We start from the raw sequence: 16,450 nt of genomic DNA, 5'->3' as shown, positions 1-16,450 counted from the left end.
CGCGCATTGTAAAGGAAGCGGGCGGGCACGGAGGGAAAGGCGGGCGGTGACGGCCGTCGCGAACGCCCGGCGGCGGACCGCCGGCGCAGCGATTCACGTCGCCGTCAGTTATTTCTCTCTTGACAGAAATAACTGAAAAAACTAAATTTCCCGACATGGAACTCACACCGATCGCCGAACGATTCATCCTCCACTGGGGCGAAATGGGCTCGCGCTGGGGCGTCAACCGCACCGTCGCGCAGATTCACGCGCTGCTGTACCTGGCCGGGCGGCCGGTCGCGGCCGACGAGATTGCCGAGACGCTCAACGTCGCGCGCTCCAACGTCAGCACCAGCCTGAAGGAACTGCAGGCGTGGCGGCTCGCGAAGGTCGTGCACGTGCTGGGCGATCGCCGCGACCACTTCGAGACGTCGACCGACATCTGGGAACTGTTCAAGCTGATTGTCGAAGGGCGGCGGCAGCGCGAGATCGAACCGACGCTCACGGTGCTGCGCGATTGCCTGACGAGCCCCGAGATCGCCGATGAAAGCCGCGAGACCGAACAGCGCATCCGCGACACGCTGCAGTTCGTCGAGACGCTCACGACCTGGTCGGACGAGATGCTGCGGCTCAAGCCCGACACGCTGATGAAGGCGCTCGGGATCGGCGCGAAGATCAGCCAGGCGGTCAGGCGCAAGTCGTCGAAGTAAGCGGGATCGGACGTGCGGGCACGCAGCCCGCTTTTTTTGAGGTCGTTATTTCTGTCATTACAGAAATAACTGTAGATAGAGGATGAAAATGAACAAGGCCATGCTGTCGATCCGCCGGCATGCCGCACCGCGGAGTGCGACATGAACATCCTCGTCTGCGGCGCGAACGGGTTCATCGGGCGGGCGCTGGGCGCGCGGCTCGAAGCCGGCGGCCATCGCGTGCTGCGCGGCGTGCGGCATGCAGCCGGCCCGCACGACGTCGCGATCGATTTCGCGAAGGATCTCGATCCCGACGCGTGGCTCGCCCGGCTGGACGGTGTCGACGTCGTGATCAATGCGGTCGGGATCCTCGCCGACCGGCGCGATGCGACGCTCGATACCGTGCATCGCGCGGCGCCGTGCGCGCTCTTCACCGCATGCTGCCGCGCCGGCGTGCGACGCGTGATCCAGATCTCGGCGCTGGGCGTCGAGCGCGGCGACACGCCGTATTTCGCCAGCAAGTCCGCCGCCGACACCTTCCTGCAGACGCTGCCGGTCGATTACCGGATCGTGCGGCCCGCGCTCGTCTACGGAACGTCCGGCACGTCGGCACGATTCTTCCGGATGCTCGCGAGCCTGCCCGTGCACGCGTTGCCGGCGGGCGGCCATCAACGGCTGCGCCCCGTGCACGTCGACGATCTCGCCGAACTCGTCGCACGGCTCGTCGATTCGCCGGCGGCCGGCAACCCGGTCATCGACGCGGTCGGCGGCGATGAAGTCGAGTACCGCGACATGCTGAGCAGCTATCGCGCCGCGCTGGGCTTCCCGGCGGCGGCCCGCATTGCGCTGCCGGGCCCGCTGGTCGGCGCGGCGGCCGCGCTGTTCGGCACGATGCCGGGCGCGATGCTGACCCGCGACACGTGGACGATGCTGTGCGGCGGCAACACCGGCGATCCCGCGGCGTTTGCGGCCGTGCTCGGCCGGCCGCCGCGCGGCCTGCGCAGTTTCATCGGCGCCGACGCGATCACGCTGCGCCGCGACGCGCTCGCGATGTGGCGGCGGCCGCTGCTGCTCGGCGCGCTTGCGATCGTCTGGATCTGGACGGCCGTCGTGAGCGCTTTCGTCCACCCGCTGAGCGACAGCCTCGCGATGCTCGCCCGCGCGCACCTGACCGGGCTGCCCGCGCTGATCGCGCTCTACGCGGCCTGCGCGCTGGACTTCGCGTTCGGCGTGGCGACCGTTGCCGCGCCGTCGCGTCGCCTGTGGGCCGCGCAAGGCGCGCTGATCGTCGCGTATTCGGCCGTCATCGCGGTCACGATGCCCGGCCTGCTTGCCGAACCGTTCGGCCCCGTGCTCAAGAACGTGCCGATTCTCGCGATCCTGTTGATCCTTTTTTCAGAAGAAGAACACGTATGAATACCTATCTCGTCGTCAAGGCGCTGCATATCCTGTCCTCGGTGCTGATGGTCGGCACGGGCTTCGGCACCGCGTTCTACCTGTTCTTCGCGAACCGCACGCGCTCGGTGCCGGCGATCGCCGCCGTGTCGCGCCTCGTGGTGCGCGCGGACTGGTGGTTCACGACGCCGGCCGTGCTGTTCCAGCCCGCGTCCGGACTGTGGCTCGCGCATACGGCCGGCTGGCCGTGGGAGACACCGTGGCTCGTCGCGTCGATCGTGCTGTATGCGATCGCGGGCGCGTGCTGGCTGCCGGTCGTGTGGCTGCAGATCGAGCTGGCCGCGATGGCGAAGCTCGCGCACGCGAACGGCGACGCCGCGCTGCCGGCGCGCTACTGGCGCTATGCGAAGCGCTGGGAACTGCTCGGCTATCCGGCGTTTTTCGCGATGCTGACCGTCTATTTCCTGATGGTGCTCAAGCCGATGTGAGCGAGGCGGCGGGCCGGAAACACCGATTTCGTGTGCGGCCCTGTCGATTCCCGCGCGCTCGTGTATAACTTCGACGGGAGCGCGTTCGGGCCGTGTCGCGCGTCCCGATCGCTTCGCATCCGACCTCACAAGGAGCCTGCATGCTGCACATCCTCGGCAAGATCCCGTCCATCAACGTCCGCAAGGTGCTGTGGCTGTGCACCGAGCTGAACCTGCCGTTCGAACAGGAAGACTGGGGCGCGGGCTTTCGCACAACCAACGACCCGACCTACCTCGCGCTGAATCCGAACGGCCTCGTGCCCGTCATCAAGGACGACGACTTCGTGCTGTGGGAGTCGAACACGATCATCCGCTATCTCGCGAACCGCTATGGCGGCGACGCGCTCTATCCGGCCGAGCCGCAGGCACGCGCGCGGGTCGATCAGTGGATCGACTGGCAGGCGTCGGACCTGAACCGTTCGTGGGTCGGCGCGTTCCTCGGCCTCGTGCGCAAGTCGCCCGATCACCAGGATCCGGCGGCGATCGCGCAGTCGATCGCGGGCTGGACGACGCATATGAAGGTGCTGAACGCGCAGCTCGAGGCGACCGGCGCGTTCGTGGCCGGCGATCATTTCACGCTCGCCGACATTCCGATCGGCCTGTCGGTGAACCGCTGGTTCGGCACGCCGTTCGAGCATCCGGACTTCCCGGCGGCGAAGCGCTACATCGAGCGTCTGGCGACGCGCGAAGGCTTCAAGCAGTACGCGGGCAGCGCGAACCCGTAACGCATCGCAGGTCGCGCGGTGCGGCGGCGTGGCGGCGTGGCGGCCTGATTGCCGCCGCCGCGCTGCGGCCGTCACGAGCCGGATGCCGGTACGGCCTCGAGCACGCGCGCGAGAAACGCCTCGTGATTCCACGCGGATTCCGGCCGCGACAACCCGAGCCGCACGACCACCAGCTCGCGGCTAGGCACCACGCTCACGAACTGGCCTTCATGGCCGACCGCGTGAAACGCGTCGGCCGGCATCGCGCTCGCGTGCGCATCGCGATCGTTGAACGGCTCCGGCACCTTGACCCACAGATGCGCACCGAATTCCTGGCGCGTCGACAGCGGCGTCGCGCGCGTCAGGTAGCGCACCCAGCCTTCCGGCAGCAGCCGCTGTCCGTCCCACACCCCGTCCTGCAGCAGAAGCTGCCCGAAGCGCGCCCAGTCGCGCGCGCTCGCATACATGAACGACGCGCTGCCGAGCGTGCCGGCCGCATCGGGCTCGAACACCGCGCCGCGCATTCCGAGCGGCGCGAACAGCGCGCGGCGCGGAAACGCAAGGTAGTCGTCCTCGGTGCCGCCCATCGCGTCGCGCATCACGCGTGCGACGATCGCGCTCGTGCCGCTCGAGTAGTACCACTGCGTGCCGGGCTTTGCGGCGAGCGGCTTGGCCGACGCGAAGCGCGCGGTGTCGGGCTGTGTGAACAGCATCACGGCGACGTCGGACAGCGGGTCGTCGTAGTCTTCGTTGAATTGCAGGCCGCTCGTCATCCGCAGCAGCTCGTCGAGCGTGATCGGCGCGCGCGGGTCGCCGCGGTCGCGCCATTCGGGCAGCAGCGCCGACGCCTCCGGCGACAGCTTGTGCCGCGCGACGAGCACGCCGACCAGCGCGGCCGTCACGGTCTTCGTCATCGACCAGCCGGGCAGTGGCGTGTCGGCCGTGAAGCCGGGCGCGTAGCGTTCGGCGATCACCTGCCCGCGCCACATCACGACGACCGCACGGGTGCGCCGCGGCCGTGCCGGATCGGGTTCGTCGAACGCGCGGTCGAGCGCGGCCTGCAGCTTGCGGGAGTCGATGCCGGCGGGCGCGACGGCCGGCGCCGCTTCTTTCGCGGGCGGCGGGTCGGCGACGGGCGGCAGCGCGGCCGGCAGCACGCCGGGCGACGGCCCGAGCGCGAGCGTGCAGCCGAGCCCGGGACGGAAGTCCGCCTCGCGTCGCGCGAAGCCGGCGAAGGTCGCGACGGCGCGATGATGCTCGGGATCGATCGACGGGCGCACCAGTTTCAGCAGCGGATGCACGCCGGCCATGATGTCGACGTCGATCACCGACGCGGCCGGACGGCCCGATACGAACACGCCGGAACACAGCGCCTTCGCGGCATAGCCCGTCGCGATCGGCGCGAGCCGCGACAGCATGTAGCCGGTGTAGCCGAGCGCGGCGACGAGCGCGACCGCGGCACCGCGCAGGATCAGCGATTTGAAGGGAATCGTCATGCGCGAGCGTCCTCGGAGGCGTGCCGGCCGGCAACGATCCGGCAGTGTCGCAGGTTCGGGCAAGCGGTGGCAATCGCGGGGGCGGGCGACGCCGGGCGGCGTCGGTCAGGCGGTATCGTGCCCGGCGTGTGCGAATCGCATGTGTCGCTCGCGCAGGTTCGAACGGGCCGCATGCGGCCCGTTCATGTGGTGCGTCATGGTGCGTTGTTGCCGTCCACGCGCAGTGTCCAGACCGTCGCGGTATTCGTGTTGTCGTCGACGGCCGCGAACTGCGGCTGGCCTCTGCTGCCGTGCCCGAACGCGAGGCCGAATGCCGCGCCCGGCACGGTATCGACCTGCATCTGCGCGACGAAGCGCCCGTCCACCGTGAATTCGACGATCTCGCTCGGTTGCAGCGGGTCGGCGTTGACCGCGTCGCCGTTCGCGGTCACGAGATGGCCGTTCGGCGCGAGCGCCAGGGCGAGCGGGCCGTGCAGGTGCGCCGCGTCGAAGTAGATCATCCGTCCGACGCCACCGTTGCGATTCGTCGACGCGGCGTTCTGGATCGCGAACACCGCGTTGTCGCCGGTGGAGGCGACGTACAGGACGTCGACTTTCGGGTCGTACGCGAGGCCGGTCGGGCCGACGACGAGGGCGTTGGGATCGGTCCGGTTCACGTAGCCTGACGCGATGATGCGCGAGCCTGGCAGCATCGTGACGCCGTCGGTGCCGATCGCCAGTTCGATCCGTGCGACCGTTCCGTTCAGCACGTTCGACACGAACGCGGTCACGCGCGGACCGTGATCGATCACGGTCATGTCCCAGGGCCCGTCGAGCAGCGTGTTGCTGACCAGTTGCGTGACCAGATTGCCTTGCGGCCCGATGACGAGCAGCGAGCCCGGGGCGACCACGGTCTTGCCGTCAGGCGCGGGGACGTTGCCGACCAGCACGAAGCCGCTGCGCAGCACCGTGAGCGCGGTCGTCAGGCCGAGATTGCTGCCCTGGAAGAACGTTGCCGGCGTTTTGCCGGGCGACAGCTTCACGATTGTCGTGCCGGTGCCTTGCGCGTTCGACGCCGAGTTGAAGTTGGACACGACGACGTCGCCTGGTTTCAGCGTGCTCCAGTTCGGCACGCCGCGCGGCACGAACGCGATGCCGTACGGGTTGAGGTCGCCGTTGGCGGGCACGGTCGACGCGGTGACCGACGAGACGACCGGCAGGATGATGTCGCTGCCGCCGGCCCACGCGAAAGCCGACGACAACGCAACCAGCCCGGCACCGCAAGCCGCGCGGCATAGCGTGCGCGCCATCGTGCGACGGGCGTGGGCAAAGAGCGGCAGGTGAGTGGCAAGGACGGGCGGGGCGGGTGAACGACAGGAAGGGAGAGGGTCCATGGCATGACTCCGGTTGATGATCACGAGCAGTCATCCCGGCTGCCGGCCTGCGCAGCCGACGGGTGTCCGGCGCGAGTTCGCGGTCTTGCGGCCCGAACCTGCGCCCGGAGTAAACGCGTCGTGATGGCCGGATATTCCATTCGTCGACGGACATCGCACGCGAGCCGGCGTGCATTGTTCACCGCCATGGCGACACGGCCTGACAAGTTGAAATCCGAACCGCCGTCGGCCGATAATCGTCGGGCATCGTTCCCAGTCAAACCGCAATCGGAAAAATCGGAAAACGCCATGTCCTACGACAACAACAACCCGTTCGCCAGGATCCTGCGCGGCGAACTGCCGTGCGTGAAGGTCGCCGAAGACGACGCGACCCTCGCGATCATGGATCTCATGCCGCAGGCCGACGGTCACGTGCTCGTGATCACGAAGGAGCCGGCCGCGCAGATCTTCGAGCTGTCCGGCGATGCGGCCGCGGCCGGCATCCGCATGACGCAGCGCGTCGCGGCGGCCGTGCGCGCGGCGCTCGGGCCGGACGGCGTGTTCATCGGCCAGTTCAACGGCGCGGCGGCGGGCCAGACGGTCCCGCACGTGCATTTCCACGTGATCCCGCGCTGGGAAGGCGTCGAGTTGCGGATGCATGCGCGCGACATCGCCGACGCGGGCACGCTCGAATCGGTCGCGCAGCGCATCCGCGCACATTTCGTGTAACGCGTGCGCGGCGCGTGGTTCGGTCGGTGCCAGCGGGCGCGCACCGCGACGCCGTTCGCATCTGTTTCAGCGGTCACGCTCGGTAACACGTGTAACCGCGCGCGAAACTCGTCCCGGCTGCCCCGGCGCTAGACTCCGCGCATTGCTTCATCGAGCGACAGGAAGGGCGCGTCCCCCTTTCGTGCCGGCCGTCGCAAGTCGCGACGGCCCGGCGTTCGCAAGGTGTCATGTGTCCTCTTCGCCGGGAATCGAGCCATGTACAAAGTTCTCATCACGTTTGCGCTGATCGCCGGCCTGTCCGGCTGCTACGTCGCACCGCCTTACGGCTACGCACCCGCACCGGCCTACTACGGCTATGCGCCCGCGTATTACGCACCGCCCGTCAGTGTCGGGATCGGCGGCAACTTCCGCATCCGCTGACCACGCGGCGGGCGCGGGCGCCGCCCGCACGTCGATCGACCACGTCGTTCGACGCGCCGCCGCTTCTCGCAAGGACGATTCGCGCGCCGCATGACGGCGCGCCTGCGCATCGCTCGCCCGGGCTCCTATACTTCACAGGAAAGCCCACCCCGGCGAGGCAGCCATGGCCGTGACGCGCAAGGTCGCAATCGTGTCGGGCGTTTCCACGCTCGTCTATCTCGGGCTCGCCGTGCTCGGCATCGGCGGGTTCGCTGCCTTTTTCTCACATCCGCAACTGACCGCCATTGCCGTCGCGACGCTCGCGCTGGCCGTTGCCGCGTTGTTCACCGAAGGCAACCTGAGCGCCGGCGAACGCGAGAACCGCGACAACCGCTGGGTGCTCGCGGCCTTCGCGGTGAGCGGGTTCCTGCTCGCCTATCTGCCCGCGCTGACCGACCGGCTCGACGTGTGGACCTTCGGCGGCGACACGGTGCGCTGGATCGGCGTCGTGCTGTATGCCGCCGGCGGCGTGCTGCGCATCTGGCCCGTGTTCGTGCTCGGCAAGCGCTTCAGCGGGCTCGTCGCGATCCAGCCGGGCCACACGTTGGTGACGAGCGGCATCTATCACCGCATACGCAACCCGAGCTATCTCGGCCTGCTCGTCAATGCGATCGGCTGGGCGTTCGCGTTCCGCTCGGGCGTCGGGCTGCTGCTCGTCGCGCTGACGATGATCCCGCTCGTCGCGCGCATCCGCTCCGAGGAAGCGCTGCTGCGCGCGCAATTCGGCGCCGAATACGACGCGTACTGCGCGCACACCTGGCGGCTGGTTCCGGGCGTGTATTGACCCTCGTTCCCGTTCGGACGGGCGGGGCGGGCTGGTTCCCGCCCCACGACGCGAGCGGATGTGTTGCCACCTGTGTCCGAACCCGCGATGCCGACGCTTCCGGCCGGGTCATCCCGGTCGGTCGATCCTCGCCGGCGCCTTTGCCGGCGGGCTTCGCACGATGTTTCGGCAAGCCTTTCCGAGTCCGCTTCCGGTAAACAACTTGTTACCAGAATGGCGACGGCAAGGGGGCACGACCGGTGCTATTCTTCGCCGCAAGCTCATTGAAATGAATTGGTCCGGGATTCGGCACAATGCCGGCATCGACGCCGATCGGTTCAGATCGACGTATCGAGCGGACCTTCGATAACCAGATTGCGAACAAGGAAGAATACGGGAATGTGGAAGAAAATTGCCCCCACTCTCGTCGTCGCCGTGCTGACCGGCGCGACCGCATTGCCGGCGATGGCCGGTGACATGAACAACGCGCTTGGCGGCGCGCTCGGCGGGGTCGCCGGCGCGGCGGTCGGCGGCGCGGTCGGCGGCAGCACGGGCTCCGTGATCGGCGGCGCGATCGGCGGCGGCGCGGGCGGCGCGGTGACGGCGAACCGTCACGAGCGCACCGGCGCGATCATCGGCGGCGCACTCGGCGGCGGCGCGGGTACCGCGGCCGGCAACGCGATGGGCGGCCGCACGGGCGGCCTGCTGGGCGCGGCAGTCGGCGGTGGCGCCGGCGCGGCGCTCGGCGGCAACCTGTCGCGCAACTCGTACGACGGCGGCTATCGTGGCGATCGCGGCTATCGTCACCGCAAGCATCGCCATCACCGCGACTGGGACTGATCGCCGCGGGCGCGGCACGGTGCGCGGTATGCGCACCGGCGCGCCCGACGCGTCGGCACCCGATCCGACAGCCGGCCCGGCGGCCTCAGCCGGGCCGCCGTCGCCGGCAGGACCGGCGGCCTTCATCCCCTTCGGCAGTTCATGCCCAGCCCCGCTCGACGGGTTGGCACGCTCCCTCCCGCTTGACCTTTCCCGCTGGTAGACCACATCGCCGTTGCACCGACACGCAGCCGGGCAGGTTTGGCCGACACCATTCGATATCGCTGATCGATGCGCACCGGGCGCGCCACCGTTCCCGCGCCCCTGAATGCCGTCCGGCCATCAGGATTTCCCTGATGCGCCGATCGTCCGCGGCACGCGTGCACCGGGCATCGCGGACGCCGGCGGGTAGTGCGAAATCGAATGGATGTCATCGCAACATTTAATTGGTCGATCAGGATCGACTTCGCTATCGTCAACGCTGCCCGCGTACGGAATCGAACCGTGCGGTCCCCCGTGCCCCGCCGCATGACCCCGAGTGTCCGCGGCCCGGCCGCCGGACCCGCAAGCATGGGTCGCCCCGCCCGCTGAACCGGACGGACCCGTCGCGAAGCCTGGCCGACCGAATGAAGGCGCCCGCGCCTTCAAGCCACCCCGGCAACGATGTCCCGCCGCCGCATGCGTGCCCCACGCGCGTGCCGCGCCTGCCGTTGCGACCCGGGGCCGGACCAACCCATTGCCTGGATGCCTTATGTCTAAGACAACGTATTACGCGCCGCATGGCGGCCACCCGCCGCAGACCGATCTGCTGACCGATCGCGCGATGTTCACCGAGGCGTACGCGGTCATTCCGAAGGGCGTGATGCGCGACATCGTCACGAGCTGGCTGCCGTTCTGGACCAGCACGCGCCTGTGGGTGATCGCGCGTCCGCTGTCGGGTTTCGCCGAAACCTTCTCGCAATACATCGTCGAAGTGAGCCCGGGTGGCGGCAGCGACAAGCCCGAGCAGGACAAGAACGCGGAAGCCGTGCTGTTCGTCGTCGAAGGCGAGGCCGAGCTGACGCTGCAGGGCAAGACGCATGCGCTGAAGCCGGGCGGTTACGCGTTCATTCCGCCGGGCGCCGACTGGACGCTGCACAACGTCAGCGATGCCGCCGTGCGTTTCCACTGGATCCGCAAGCACTATCAGGCCGTCGACGGCATTCCGCTGCCGGAAGCGTTCGTGACCAACGAGCAGGACGTCGAGCCGATCCCGATGCCGGGCACCAACGGCGCATGGGTCACGACGCGCTTCGTCGACATGAGCGACATGCGTCACGACATGCACGTGAACATCGTGACGTTCGAGCCGGGCGGCGTGATTCCGTTCGCCGAGACGCACGTGATGGAGCACGGCCTGTACGTGCTCGAAGGCAAGGCCGTCTATCGCCTGAACCAGGACTGGGTCGAGGTGGAAGCGGGCGACTTCATGTGGCTGCGCGCGTTCTGCCCGCAGGCATGCTATTCGGGCGGCCCTGGCCGCTTCCGCTACCTGCTGTACAAGGATGTGAACCGTCACATGAACCTGACGCTGAATCCCGCGCGCTGAGCGTCGAGGAAGCAGTCGGATGTGAAAGCCCGCCGGTGCAAGCCGGCGGGTTTTTTGTTGGAGATGTGGTTCGATGCGGCCGGCGTGAGCGCGTGTGCTATTCGCCGAGTGCGGCTGCGGCGAGTGCCGCAACCTGCAGCCGCGTATCGGGCGGCAGCTCGGCTTCCATCAGCCAGACCGCGGACAAGCCTGCCCACGCGTGTATCCATTGCAGCAACCGATGCCGGTCGAGCTGCGCCGCCTCGGCGACGAGCATGACGCGACGCTCGAAGCGCGCCGGGTCGACCGCGATGTCGTGCGCGGGATTGCAGAACAGGTTCGCGTAGTCGAACGCACGCTCGCCGCGCAGCCCTTTCGGGTCGATCGCGCGCCAGCCGCGATCGCCGAAATGGAGAATGTTGTCGTGATGGATGTCGCCGTGCAGGACGACTTCGTCGACGGGCGGCACGGCCAGCAGTTGGTGGGCGCGCGTTGCCGAGCGGCGCAGCACGTCGTTGCCCGTGCCGAGCGACAGCAGCGCGTAGAACCAGTCGTGCAAAGGCACGGTTGCGGGCGGCGCCGGTGCGCGATGCGCGTGCAGCCGCGCGACGACGTCGCACGCGATGCGTATCGCATCGTCGTCGTGGCCCGATGCCGAAAAGCCGGCGAGCGTCGGCGCGGGCTGCGCACGTTCGAGCAGGATCGCGTCGCCGTCGTGCAGCCAGACCTGTGCGGCGCCATGCCCGTTCCACCAGGTCATCAGCGCATTGCCGCGCCGCTCTTCGTCGCAGGTGGCGACCTTCAGCATTGCAGGTCGCGCGTGCCAGACGACAGGCAGCAGGCCGCCGCTCGCGGTGAGGATCGGACCGCCGTCGGGAACGAGGCCCCACAGGCCGAGGTATCGATCGAACATCAGGCGATGGTACAGGCGAAGCGCGTTGCGCGCAGTGCGCCTCGACCGGTCGCGCATCGCGAGCCCGCGCGCGGCGCGTGAACGGCGCCGGCGCGCTTTCCTTAATAAAATTTAGCCAGCCAAACTTTGGCTAAAGAATGTTCCGGTTTCGCGTCATCCCTTCGACAATGCGCGCCTTCCGTGACCGACGGGCGCCGCTCGAGCGCCCGCTGTCGCCGCATTGAAGAAGGAGCCCGCATGACCGACCACACCGCCAACCCGCCACCGTCACCGTCACCGGCGCCACCTCCCGCATCACCGCGCCGCCGTGGATGGCGCACGCTCGCGGGCGCTGTGCTCGGCCTGACGCTCGCATGCGCGGGCATCGGCGCATGGACGATCGATCGCATCTGGACACAGCTGCCGTCGGTCGAGCATCTCGCCGTCTATCGTCCCGCGCTGCCGCTGCGGGTTTTCTCGCGCGACGGCGACCTTCTGGCCGAATACGGCATCGAGCGTCGCGAGTTCGTGCCGCTCGAACGCATTCCGCCGCTGATGCGCCAGGCGCTGCTCGCGGCCGAGGACGCGAAGTTCTACCAGCACGGCGCGATCGATGTCGGCGGCCTCGCGCGGGCGACGTTCGCGAACGTCGTGACCGGGCAGCCGGGGCAGGGCGGCAGCACGATCACGATGCAGGTTGCACGCAACTTCTACCTGACACGTGACAAGGTGCTGAGCCGCAAGCTCGCCGAGATCCTGATGGCGATCAAGCTCGAACGCGAATACGGCAAGGACAAGCTGCTCGAGCTGTACATGAACGAAATCTATCTCGGCGAGCGCGCGTATGGGTTCGCGGCGGCCGCGCACGTCTATTTCGGCAAGCCGCTCGACGCGCTGAGCGCGGGCGAAGCGGCCGTGCTCGCCGGGCTGCCGAAGGCGCCGTCGGCGTTCAACCCGGTCGTCAATCCGGCGCGCGCGACCGCGCGACGCAACTACGTGCTCGGCCGCATGCATGCACTCGGCGAGCTCGACGACGCGACGTATCGTGCGGCCGCCGACGCGCCGATCGCGCTCGCGACCACGCCGCCGCCGGGAATCGTCGCCGCGCCGTACGTTGCCGAACGCGCGCGCCGGATGATGGTCGAGCGCTTTCACGACGACGCCTACACGCTCGGCCTCGACGTGACCACGACGATCTCGATGCGCGACCAGCGCGCGGCCGAAGCCGCACTCGCGCGCACGCTGCGCCGCCAGCCCGCGAAGCGCGATGCGCGCAACGGGCTCGAAGGCGCGCTCGTGTCGCTGGATGCGGCGACGGGCGACATGCTCGCGCTCGTCGGCGGCGCGGATTTCAACCGCAACGTGTTCGACCACGCATTGCAGGCGTATCGCCAGCCGGGGTCGAGCTTCAAGCCGTTCGTCTATTCGGCGGCGCTCGAGAAGGGCTACTTCCCGGGCGTGCTCGTCGACGATACGCAGCGCACGCTCACGCGTGCGGAAACCGGCGCGCGGCCGTGGCGTCCGCGCAATTTCGGCAACCGCTACGAAGGCTTCATCGCGGTGCGGCGCGGGCTCGTGCGTTCGAAGAACCTTGTTGCCGTCAACCTGATGCAGGCCGCCGACGCGCGCTACGTGCAGCAGCACGCGGTGCACTTCGGCTTCGACGCGCAGCGCAATCCGGCGTCGCTGCCGCTCGCACTTGGCGCGGGCGCCGTGACACCGCTCGAACTGGCGAGTGCATACAGCGTGTTCGCGAACGGCGGGACGCGGATGGAGCCGCGCCTGATCCTGTCGGTGAAGCAGCGTCACGGCGGCGCGATGTACGAGGCCACGGCGCCGGCCGGCGAACGCGTCGTGTCGGCGCGCAACGCGTTCGTGATGGACAGCATGCTGCGCGACGTCGTGAAGGCCGGCACCGCGCGCGGCGCGCTCGCGCTGCGCCGCGACGACGCGGCCGGCAAGACCGGCACGTCGAACGGCTCGAAGGACGTGTGGTTCGCCGGCTATTCGTCGGGCATCGTCGCGGTCGCGTGGCTCGGCTACGACACGCCGCGCCCGTTGGGGCGCGCGACCGGCGCGACGCTCGCGCTGCCGGTCTGGCTCGACTACATGAAGACGGCCGTCGATGGACGTACGCCGGTCGAGGCAACGCCGCCGCAAGATGTCGCGCTCGTCGACGGCGACTTCGTCTACGCCGAATACACGCGCGGCACGTGCGCGGCCGACGTGCCGCCGTTCATCCGCAGCCGCTTCGCGTGCGGCGGCGCGCCGGCGTCCGATGCACCGGACGCGCACGGCAAGCCCGACGAGCCGGTGCCCGCCGCCGTCGATGCGGCCGAACGCGAACGTGTGCTCGACCTGTTTCGTACCGAAGACTGAGGCGCGCGATGCATACGCTTTATCTGATCGCGATCGTCGCGGAAGCGATGTCGGGCGCGCTGATGGGCATGCGGCGCGGGATGGACCGCTTCGGGCTCGCGCTCGTCGGCGCGGTGACCGCGCTCGGCGGCGGCACCGTGCGCGATGTGCTGCTCGGTCACTATCCGCTCGGCTGGATCGCGCATCCCGGGTACCTCGTGATCACGCTGGCCGCGGCGACCGTCGCGTCGTGGGCCGCGCGGCACGTCGCGCGCATGAAGACGCTGTTCGTCACGGTCGACGCGATCGGCCTTGCGGCGTTTACGATCATCGGCTGCGACGTCGGCGCGTCGACGGGCACGGCGCCGATCATCGTCGTGCTGGCCGGTGCGATCACCGGCGTGTGCGGCGGGATGCTGCGCGACCTGCTGTGCAACGAGATGCCGCTGATCCTGCGCGAGGAGCTCTACGCGAGCGTCGCGTTCGTCACGGGCGCGCTGTATGTCGGGATCCAGCATCTCGGCATCGACGCCGGGTTCGCGACGGCAGTCGCGCTGGCGGCGGGCTTCACGATGCGGATGCTTGCCGTGCGGCTCGGATGGAAGATGCGGACCTTCGGCGCGGCGGATGTCGGGCATTGAGCGCGGCCCGCGCGCCGCGATTCAGTCCGGCTGCATCACCTGAAAGGCGTCGCCTTCCGGATCGGCCAGGGGAATCGGCGGTTATCGGCAAGGCAACGCGGGATATCGAACGATGCGACGTCCGTGGGGCGCGTGCGCTACGCGGGCACCATCACCGGCGGCGCACCGTCGCCGGTTTCGACCATCTTTACCGCGAACCCGTAGCACCGCGCGATATGGGCGGGCGTCATCACGTCGCGCGGCGCGCCATGCGCGACGATCGTGCCATCCGCGAGCATCGCGATCGTATCCGCGTGCCGCGCGGCGAGGTTCGGATCGTGGACGATCGCGAGCACGCCGAGTCGCCATTCACGCGCGACCGTGCGCACGGTATCGAGCAGCCGGTGCTGATGCGCGAGATCGAGCGCGGCGGTCGGCTCGTCGAGCAGCAGGTAGCGCGGGAGCGTTTTTAGCGCGTCGTCGTCCGGCCACAGCTGCGCGAGCACGCGCGCGAACTGCACGCGGGCGAGCTCACCGCCCGACAATGTCGTCACATCGCGGCCGACGAGCGCGTCGGCGCCCGCGCGCTCGAGCGCCTGCCACGCGATGTCGCGATCGCGGTGCGCGATCACGTGCCGCGCGCCGCCGCGCCGCGCATGCGGATAGCGGCCGAGCAGCACGATCTCGTCGACGCTGAACGGAAACGCCGGCTGCGCGGCCTGCGGCAGCACGGCGCGCAGGCACGCGAGGCGCGGCGCATCGATGCGCGTGAGCGGCTCGCCGTTCAGCGTGATGTCGCCGGTCACGCGCACGCCGTTCGGCGCGACGCTGCCGGTCAGTTCGCCCGCGAAGGTCTTGAGCAGCGTGCTTTTGCCCGCGCCGTTGCGGCCGAGCAGCGCGGTCACGCGGCCGGGTTCGATCGACAGCGACAGGTTGCGAAGCACGGCGTGGTGCCGGCGGGCGACGTCGAGATGATGGGCGGTCAGCATGATGAGTGGAGTGAAGGGTCAGCCGCCGAGCGCGCCGCGGCTTTTCCACAGCAGCGCGAGAAAGAACGGCGCGCCGAGCAGCGCGGTCAGCACGCCGAGCGGAATCTCGGCGGGCGCGGCGATCGTGCGCGCGGCGAGATCGGCCGCGAGCGTCAGCAGCGCACCGAGCAGCGCGGCGCCGGGCAGCACGACCCGCTGGTCGGGGCCGCACGCGAGGCGCACGCAGTGCGGCGCGACGAGCCCGATGAAGCCAATGATGCCCGCACACGACACGAGCGCACCGACCGCGAGCGCGACCGCGACGAGCACACGGCGCTTGAGCCGCTGCACCGGCACGCCGAGGTGCAGCGCTTCGGTATCGCCGAGCTGCAGCGCATTCAGCGCATCGCGTTCGCGCGCGAGCAGCACGCAGCCGATCGCGACGCACGGCGCGACGGCCGCCAGCGCGGACCATTGCGCGCCGCCGAGGCTGCCGAGGCTCCAGAACGTCAGCGAGCGCAACTGCGCATCGTCGGCGACGAACGTGAGCAGCCCGATCGCCGCGCCGACCAGCGCATTGATCGCGATACCGGCGAGCAGCAGCAGCGGCAGCGCGAGGCGGCCGCGCGACGCGGCGAGCCGATAGACGAGCGCGGCGACCGCGAGTGCGCCGGCGAACGCGGCAACGGGTAACGCGGCCGCATGCACGTGCGCGGCGAACAGCGCGGGGCCGAGCACGATCGTCGTCGTCGCGCCGAGCGCCGCGCCGCTCGATACGCCGACGAGCCCCGGATCGGCGAGCGGATTGCGGAACAGCGCCTGCATCGCGGCGCCGGCCGCGCCGAAGCCGCCGCCGACCAGCAGCGCCAGCGCGACGCGCGGCGCGCGGATGTCGAACAGCACGGCGCGCGCTTGCTGCGCGGCAGTTTCCCCGGTCAGCGCGGCCCACGCCTCCGCGAGCGGAATGCGATACGCGCCGACGCACAGCGCGACGACGGACATTGCGCCGACGAGGAGCGCCAGCATGGCCAGCGCGAGCGGCGCATGGCGGCGCGACGTGCCGATGCGTGCGGCGCCGAGGCGAGCGGCGGGCGACGGGGCAGGAAAGGACGAGGCGTGAGCGGGCATCGTGA

Annotated in this window: 16 protein-coding genes; 11 read left to right on the top strand and 5 right to left on the bottom strand. The window is 69.4% G+C overall.

Annotation, left to right across the window (positions count from 1 at the left end; all coding sequences use genetic code 11):
• Window positions 1–155 precede the first annotated feature (155 nt).
• The 4 genes from DIE21_RS08355 to DIE21_RS08340 all read left to right on the top strand — a co-directional run bounded on the left by DIE21_RS08355 (window position 156) and on the right by DIE21_RS08340 (window position 3,315).
• A complete protein-coding gene (locus DIE21_RS08355) occupies window positions 156–689 on the top strand; it encodes a GbsR/MarR family transcriptional regulator (RefSeq protein ID WP_124497252.1) in 534 nt (177 codons plus the stop codon).
• A gap of 141 nt (window positions 690–830) precedes the next feature.
• Window positions 831–2,084 carry an SDR family oxidoreductase gene (locus DIE21_RS08350; RefSeq protein ID WP_124497251.1) on the top strand — a complete coding sequence of 418 codons (1,254 nt, stop codon included), beginning with the start codon at window positions 831–833 and terminating at the stop codon, window positions 2,082–2,084.
• Window positions 2,081–2,551: a DUF2269 domain-containing protein gene (locus DIE21_RS08345; protein WP_124497250.1), complete on the top strand. Its 471-nt coding sequence runs from the start codon at window positions 2,081–2,083 to the stop codon at window positions 2,549–2,551. Before DIE21_RS08350 ends, DIE21_RS08345 begins: the two co-directional genes overlap by 4 nt.
• A 140-nt stretch (window positions 2,552–2,691) precedes the next feature.
• The gene (locus DIE21_RS08340) at window positions 2,692–3,315 is read left to right on the top strand and encodes a glutathione S-transferase family protein (RefSeq protein ID WP_124497249.1); all 624 of its coding nucleotides are present in this window, start codon (window positions 2,692–2,694) and stop codon (window positions 3,313–3,315) included.
• Window positions 3,316–3,386: 71 nt separating this feature from the next.
• Here DIE21_RS08340 and DIE21_RS08335 read toward each other — a convergent pair whose 3' ends face one another.
• Together DIE21_RS08335 and DIE21_RS08330 are read right to left on the bottom strand one after the other, a co-directional pair.
• Complete coding sequence (locus DIE21_RS08335) at window positions 3,387–4,790, bottom strand: serine hydrolase (RefSeq protein WP_124497248.1); 1,404 nt, start codon at window positions 4,788–4,790, stop codon at window positions 3,387–3,389.
• Between the two features lie 194 nt (window positions 4,791–4,984).
• Window positions 4,985–6,163: a hypothetical protein gene (locus DIE21_RS08330; protein WP_185640661.1), complete on the bottom strand. Its 1,179-nt coding sequence runs from the start codon at window positions 6,161–6,163 to the stop codon at window positions 4,985–4,987.
• Between the two features lie 288 nt (window positions 6,164–6,451).
• Here DIE21_RS08330 and DIE21_RS08325 point away from each other — a divergent pair, with 288 nt between their 5' ends.
• The 5 genes from DIE21_RS08325 (at window position 6,452) to DIE21_RS08305 (ending at window position 10,500) form a co-directional block, all read left to right on the top strand.
• Entirely contained in the window at window positions 6,452–6,871 is a 420-nt protein-coding gene (locus tag DIE21_RS08325; protein WP_124497247.1) for an HIT family protein, read from the top strand.
• 255 nt (window positions 6,872–7,126) lie between these two features.
• Window positions 7,127–7,291, top strand: coding sequence for a hypothetical protein (locus DIE21_RS37130; protein ID WP_014900893.1), 165 nt, complete (start codon window positions 7,127–7,129; stop codon window positions 7,289–7,291).
• Between the two features lie 163 nt (window positions 7,292–7,454).
• Window positions 7,455–8,114 (top strand): isoprenylcysteine carboxylmethyltransferase family protein, encoded by a 660-nt coding sequence (locus DIE21_RS08320; protein ID WP_124497246.1) that lies wholly within the window; start codon window positions 7,455–7,457, stop codon window positions 8,112–8,114.
• A gap of 378 nt (window positions 8,115–8,492) precedes the next feature.
• Window positions 8,493–8,933, top strand: coding sequence for a hypothetical protein (locus tag DIE21_RS08315; RefSeq protein ID WP_124497245.1), 441 nt, complete (start codon window positions 8,493–8,495; stop codon window positions 8,931–8,933).
• Window positions 8,934–9,663: 730 nt separating this feature from the next.
• The gene (locus DIE21_RS08305) at window positions 9,664–10,500 is read left to right on the top strand and encodes a bifunctional allantoicase/(S)-ureidoglycine aminohydrolase (protein WP_124497243.1); all 837 of its coding nucleotides are present in this window, start codon (window positions 9,664–9,666) and stop codon (window positions 10,498–10,500) included.
• Window positions 10,501–10,597: 97 nt separating this feature from the next.
• Here the strand turns inward: DIE21_RS08305 and DIE21_RS08300 are convergent, their stop codons facing one another.
• Window positions 10,598–11,392, bottom strand: coding sequence for an aminoglycoside phosphotransferase family protein (locus DIE21_RS08300; RefSeq protein WP_124497242.1), 795 nt, complete (start codon window positions 11,390–11,392; stop codon window positions 10,598–10,600).
• A 237-nt stretch (window positions 11,393–11,629) separates the two neighbouring features.
• On the opposite strand from DIE21_RS08300, the gene DIE21_RS08295 reads away from it, so the two are divergent.
• Complete coding sequence (locus DIE21_RS08295; RefSeq protein WP_124497241.1) at window positions 11,630–13,750, top strand: penicillin-binding protein 1A; 2,121 nt, start codon at window positions 11,630–11,632, stop codon at window positions 13,748–13,750.
• An 8-nt stretch (window positions 13,751–13,758) separates the two neighbouring features.
• Window positions 13,759–14,370 (top strand): trimeric intracellular cation channel family protein, encoded by a 612-nt coding sequence (locus DIE21_RS08290; protein ID WP_124497240.1) that lies wholly within the window; start codon window positions 13,759–13,761, stop codon window positions 14,368–14,370.
• Between the two features lie 137 nt (window positions 14,371–14,507).
• Here DIE21_RS08290 and DIE21_RS08285 read toward each other — a convergent pair whose 3' ends face one another.
• Together DIE21_RS08285 and DIE21_RS08280 are read right to left on the bottom strand one after the other, a co-directional pair.
• Entirely contained in the window at window positions 14,508–15,338 is an 831-nt protein-coding gene (locus DIE21_RS08285) for a heme ABC transporter ATP-binding protein (protein WP_124497239.1), read from the bottom strand.
• A gap of 18 nt (window positions 15,339–15,356) precedes the next feature.
• Window positions 15,357–16,445, bottom strand: a complete 1,089-nt coding sequence (locus DIE21_RS08280) for an iron ABC transporter permease (RefSeq protein WP_124497238.1) — start codon at window positions 16,443–16,445, stop codon at window positions 15,357–15,359.
• Window positions 16,446–16,450: the final 5 nt, after the last annotated feature.

The sequence above is a fragment of the Burkholderia sp. Bp9140 genome, from assembly GCF_003853425.1.
Lineage (GTDB): Bacteria > Pseudomonadota > Gammaproteobacteria > Burkholderiales > Burkholderiaceae > Burkholderia.
This window is presented reverse-complemented; position numbering and strand designations above follow the sequence as displayed.

Excerpts from the sequence above, each read along its gene's own strand:
- DIE21_RS08355 (WP_124497252.1), top strand. The coding sequence starts at position 156 with ATGGAACTCACACCGATCGCCGAACGATTCATCCTCCACTGGGGCGAA.
- DIE21_RS08350 (WP_124497251.1), top strand. The coding sequence starts at position 831 with ATGAACATCCTCGTCTGCGGCGCGAACGGGTTCATCGGGCGGGCGCTG.
- DIE21_RS08345 (WP_124497250.1), top strand. The coding sequence starts at position 2,081 with ATGAATACCTATCTCGTCGTCAAGGCGCTGCATATCCTGTCCTCGGTG.
- DIE21_RS08340 (WP_124497249.1), top strand. The coding sequence starts at position 2,692 with ATGCTGCACATCCTCGGCAAGATCCCGTCCATCAACGTCCGCAAGGTG.
- DIE21_RS08335 (WP_124497248.1), bottom strand. The coding sequence starts at position 4,790 with ATGACGATTCCCTTCAAATCGCTGATCCTGCGCGGTGCCGCGGTCGCG.
- DIE21_RS08330 (WP_185640661.1), bottom strand. The coding sequence starts at position 6,163 with ATGGACCCTCTCCCTTCCTGTCGTTCACCCGCCCCGCCCGTCCTTGCC.
- DIE21_RS08325 (WP_124497247.1), top strand. The coding sequence starts at position 6,452 with ATGTCCTACGACAACAACAACCCGTTCGCCAGGATCCTGCGCGGCGAA.
- DIE21_RS37130 (WP_014900893.1), top strand. The coding sequence starts at position 7,127 with ATGTACAAAGTTCTCATCACGTTTGCGCTGATCGCCGGCCTGTCCGGC.
- DIE21_RS08320 (WP_124497246.1), top strand. The coding sequence starts at position 7,455 with ATGGCCGTGACGCGCAAGGTCGCAATCGTGTCGGGCGTTTCCACGCTC.
- DIE21_RS08315 (WP_124497245.1), top strand. The coding sequence starts at position 8,493 with ATGTGGAAGAAAATTGCCCCCACTCTCGTCGTCGCCGTGCTGACCGGC.
- DIE21_RS08305 (WP_124497243.1), top strand. The coding sequence starts at position 9,664 with ATGTCTAAGACAACGTATTACGCGCCGCATGGCGGCCACCCGCCGCAG.
- DIE21_RS08300 (WP_124497242.1), bottom strand. The coding sequence starts at position 11,392 with ATGTTCGATCGATACCTCGGCCTGTGGGGCCTCGTTCCCGACGGCGGT.
- DIE21_RS08295 (WP_124497241.1), top strand. The coding sequence starts at position 11,630 with ATGACCGACCACACCGCCAACCCGCCACCGTCACCGTCACCGGCGCCA.
- DIE21_RS08290 (WP_124497240.1), top strand. The coding sequence starts at position 13,759 with ATGCATACGCTTTATCTGATCGCGATCGTCGCGGAAGCGATGTCGGGC.
- DIE21_RS08285 (WP_124497239.1), bottom strand. The coding sequence starts at position 15,338 with ATGCTGACCGCCCATCATCTCGACGTCGCCCGCCGGCACCACGCCGTG.
- DIE21_RS08280 (WP_124497238.1), bottom strand. The coding sequence starts at position 16,445 with ATGCCCGCTCACGCCTCGTCCTTTCCTGCCCCGTCGCCCGCCGCTCGC.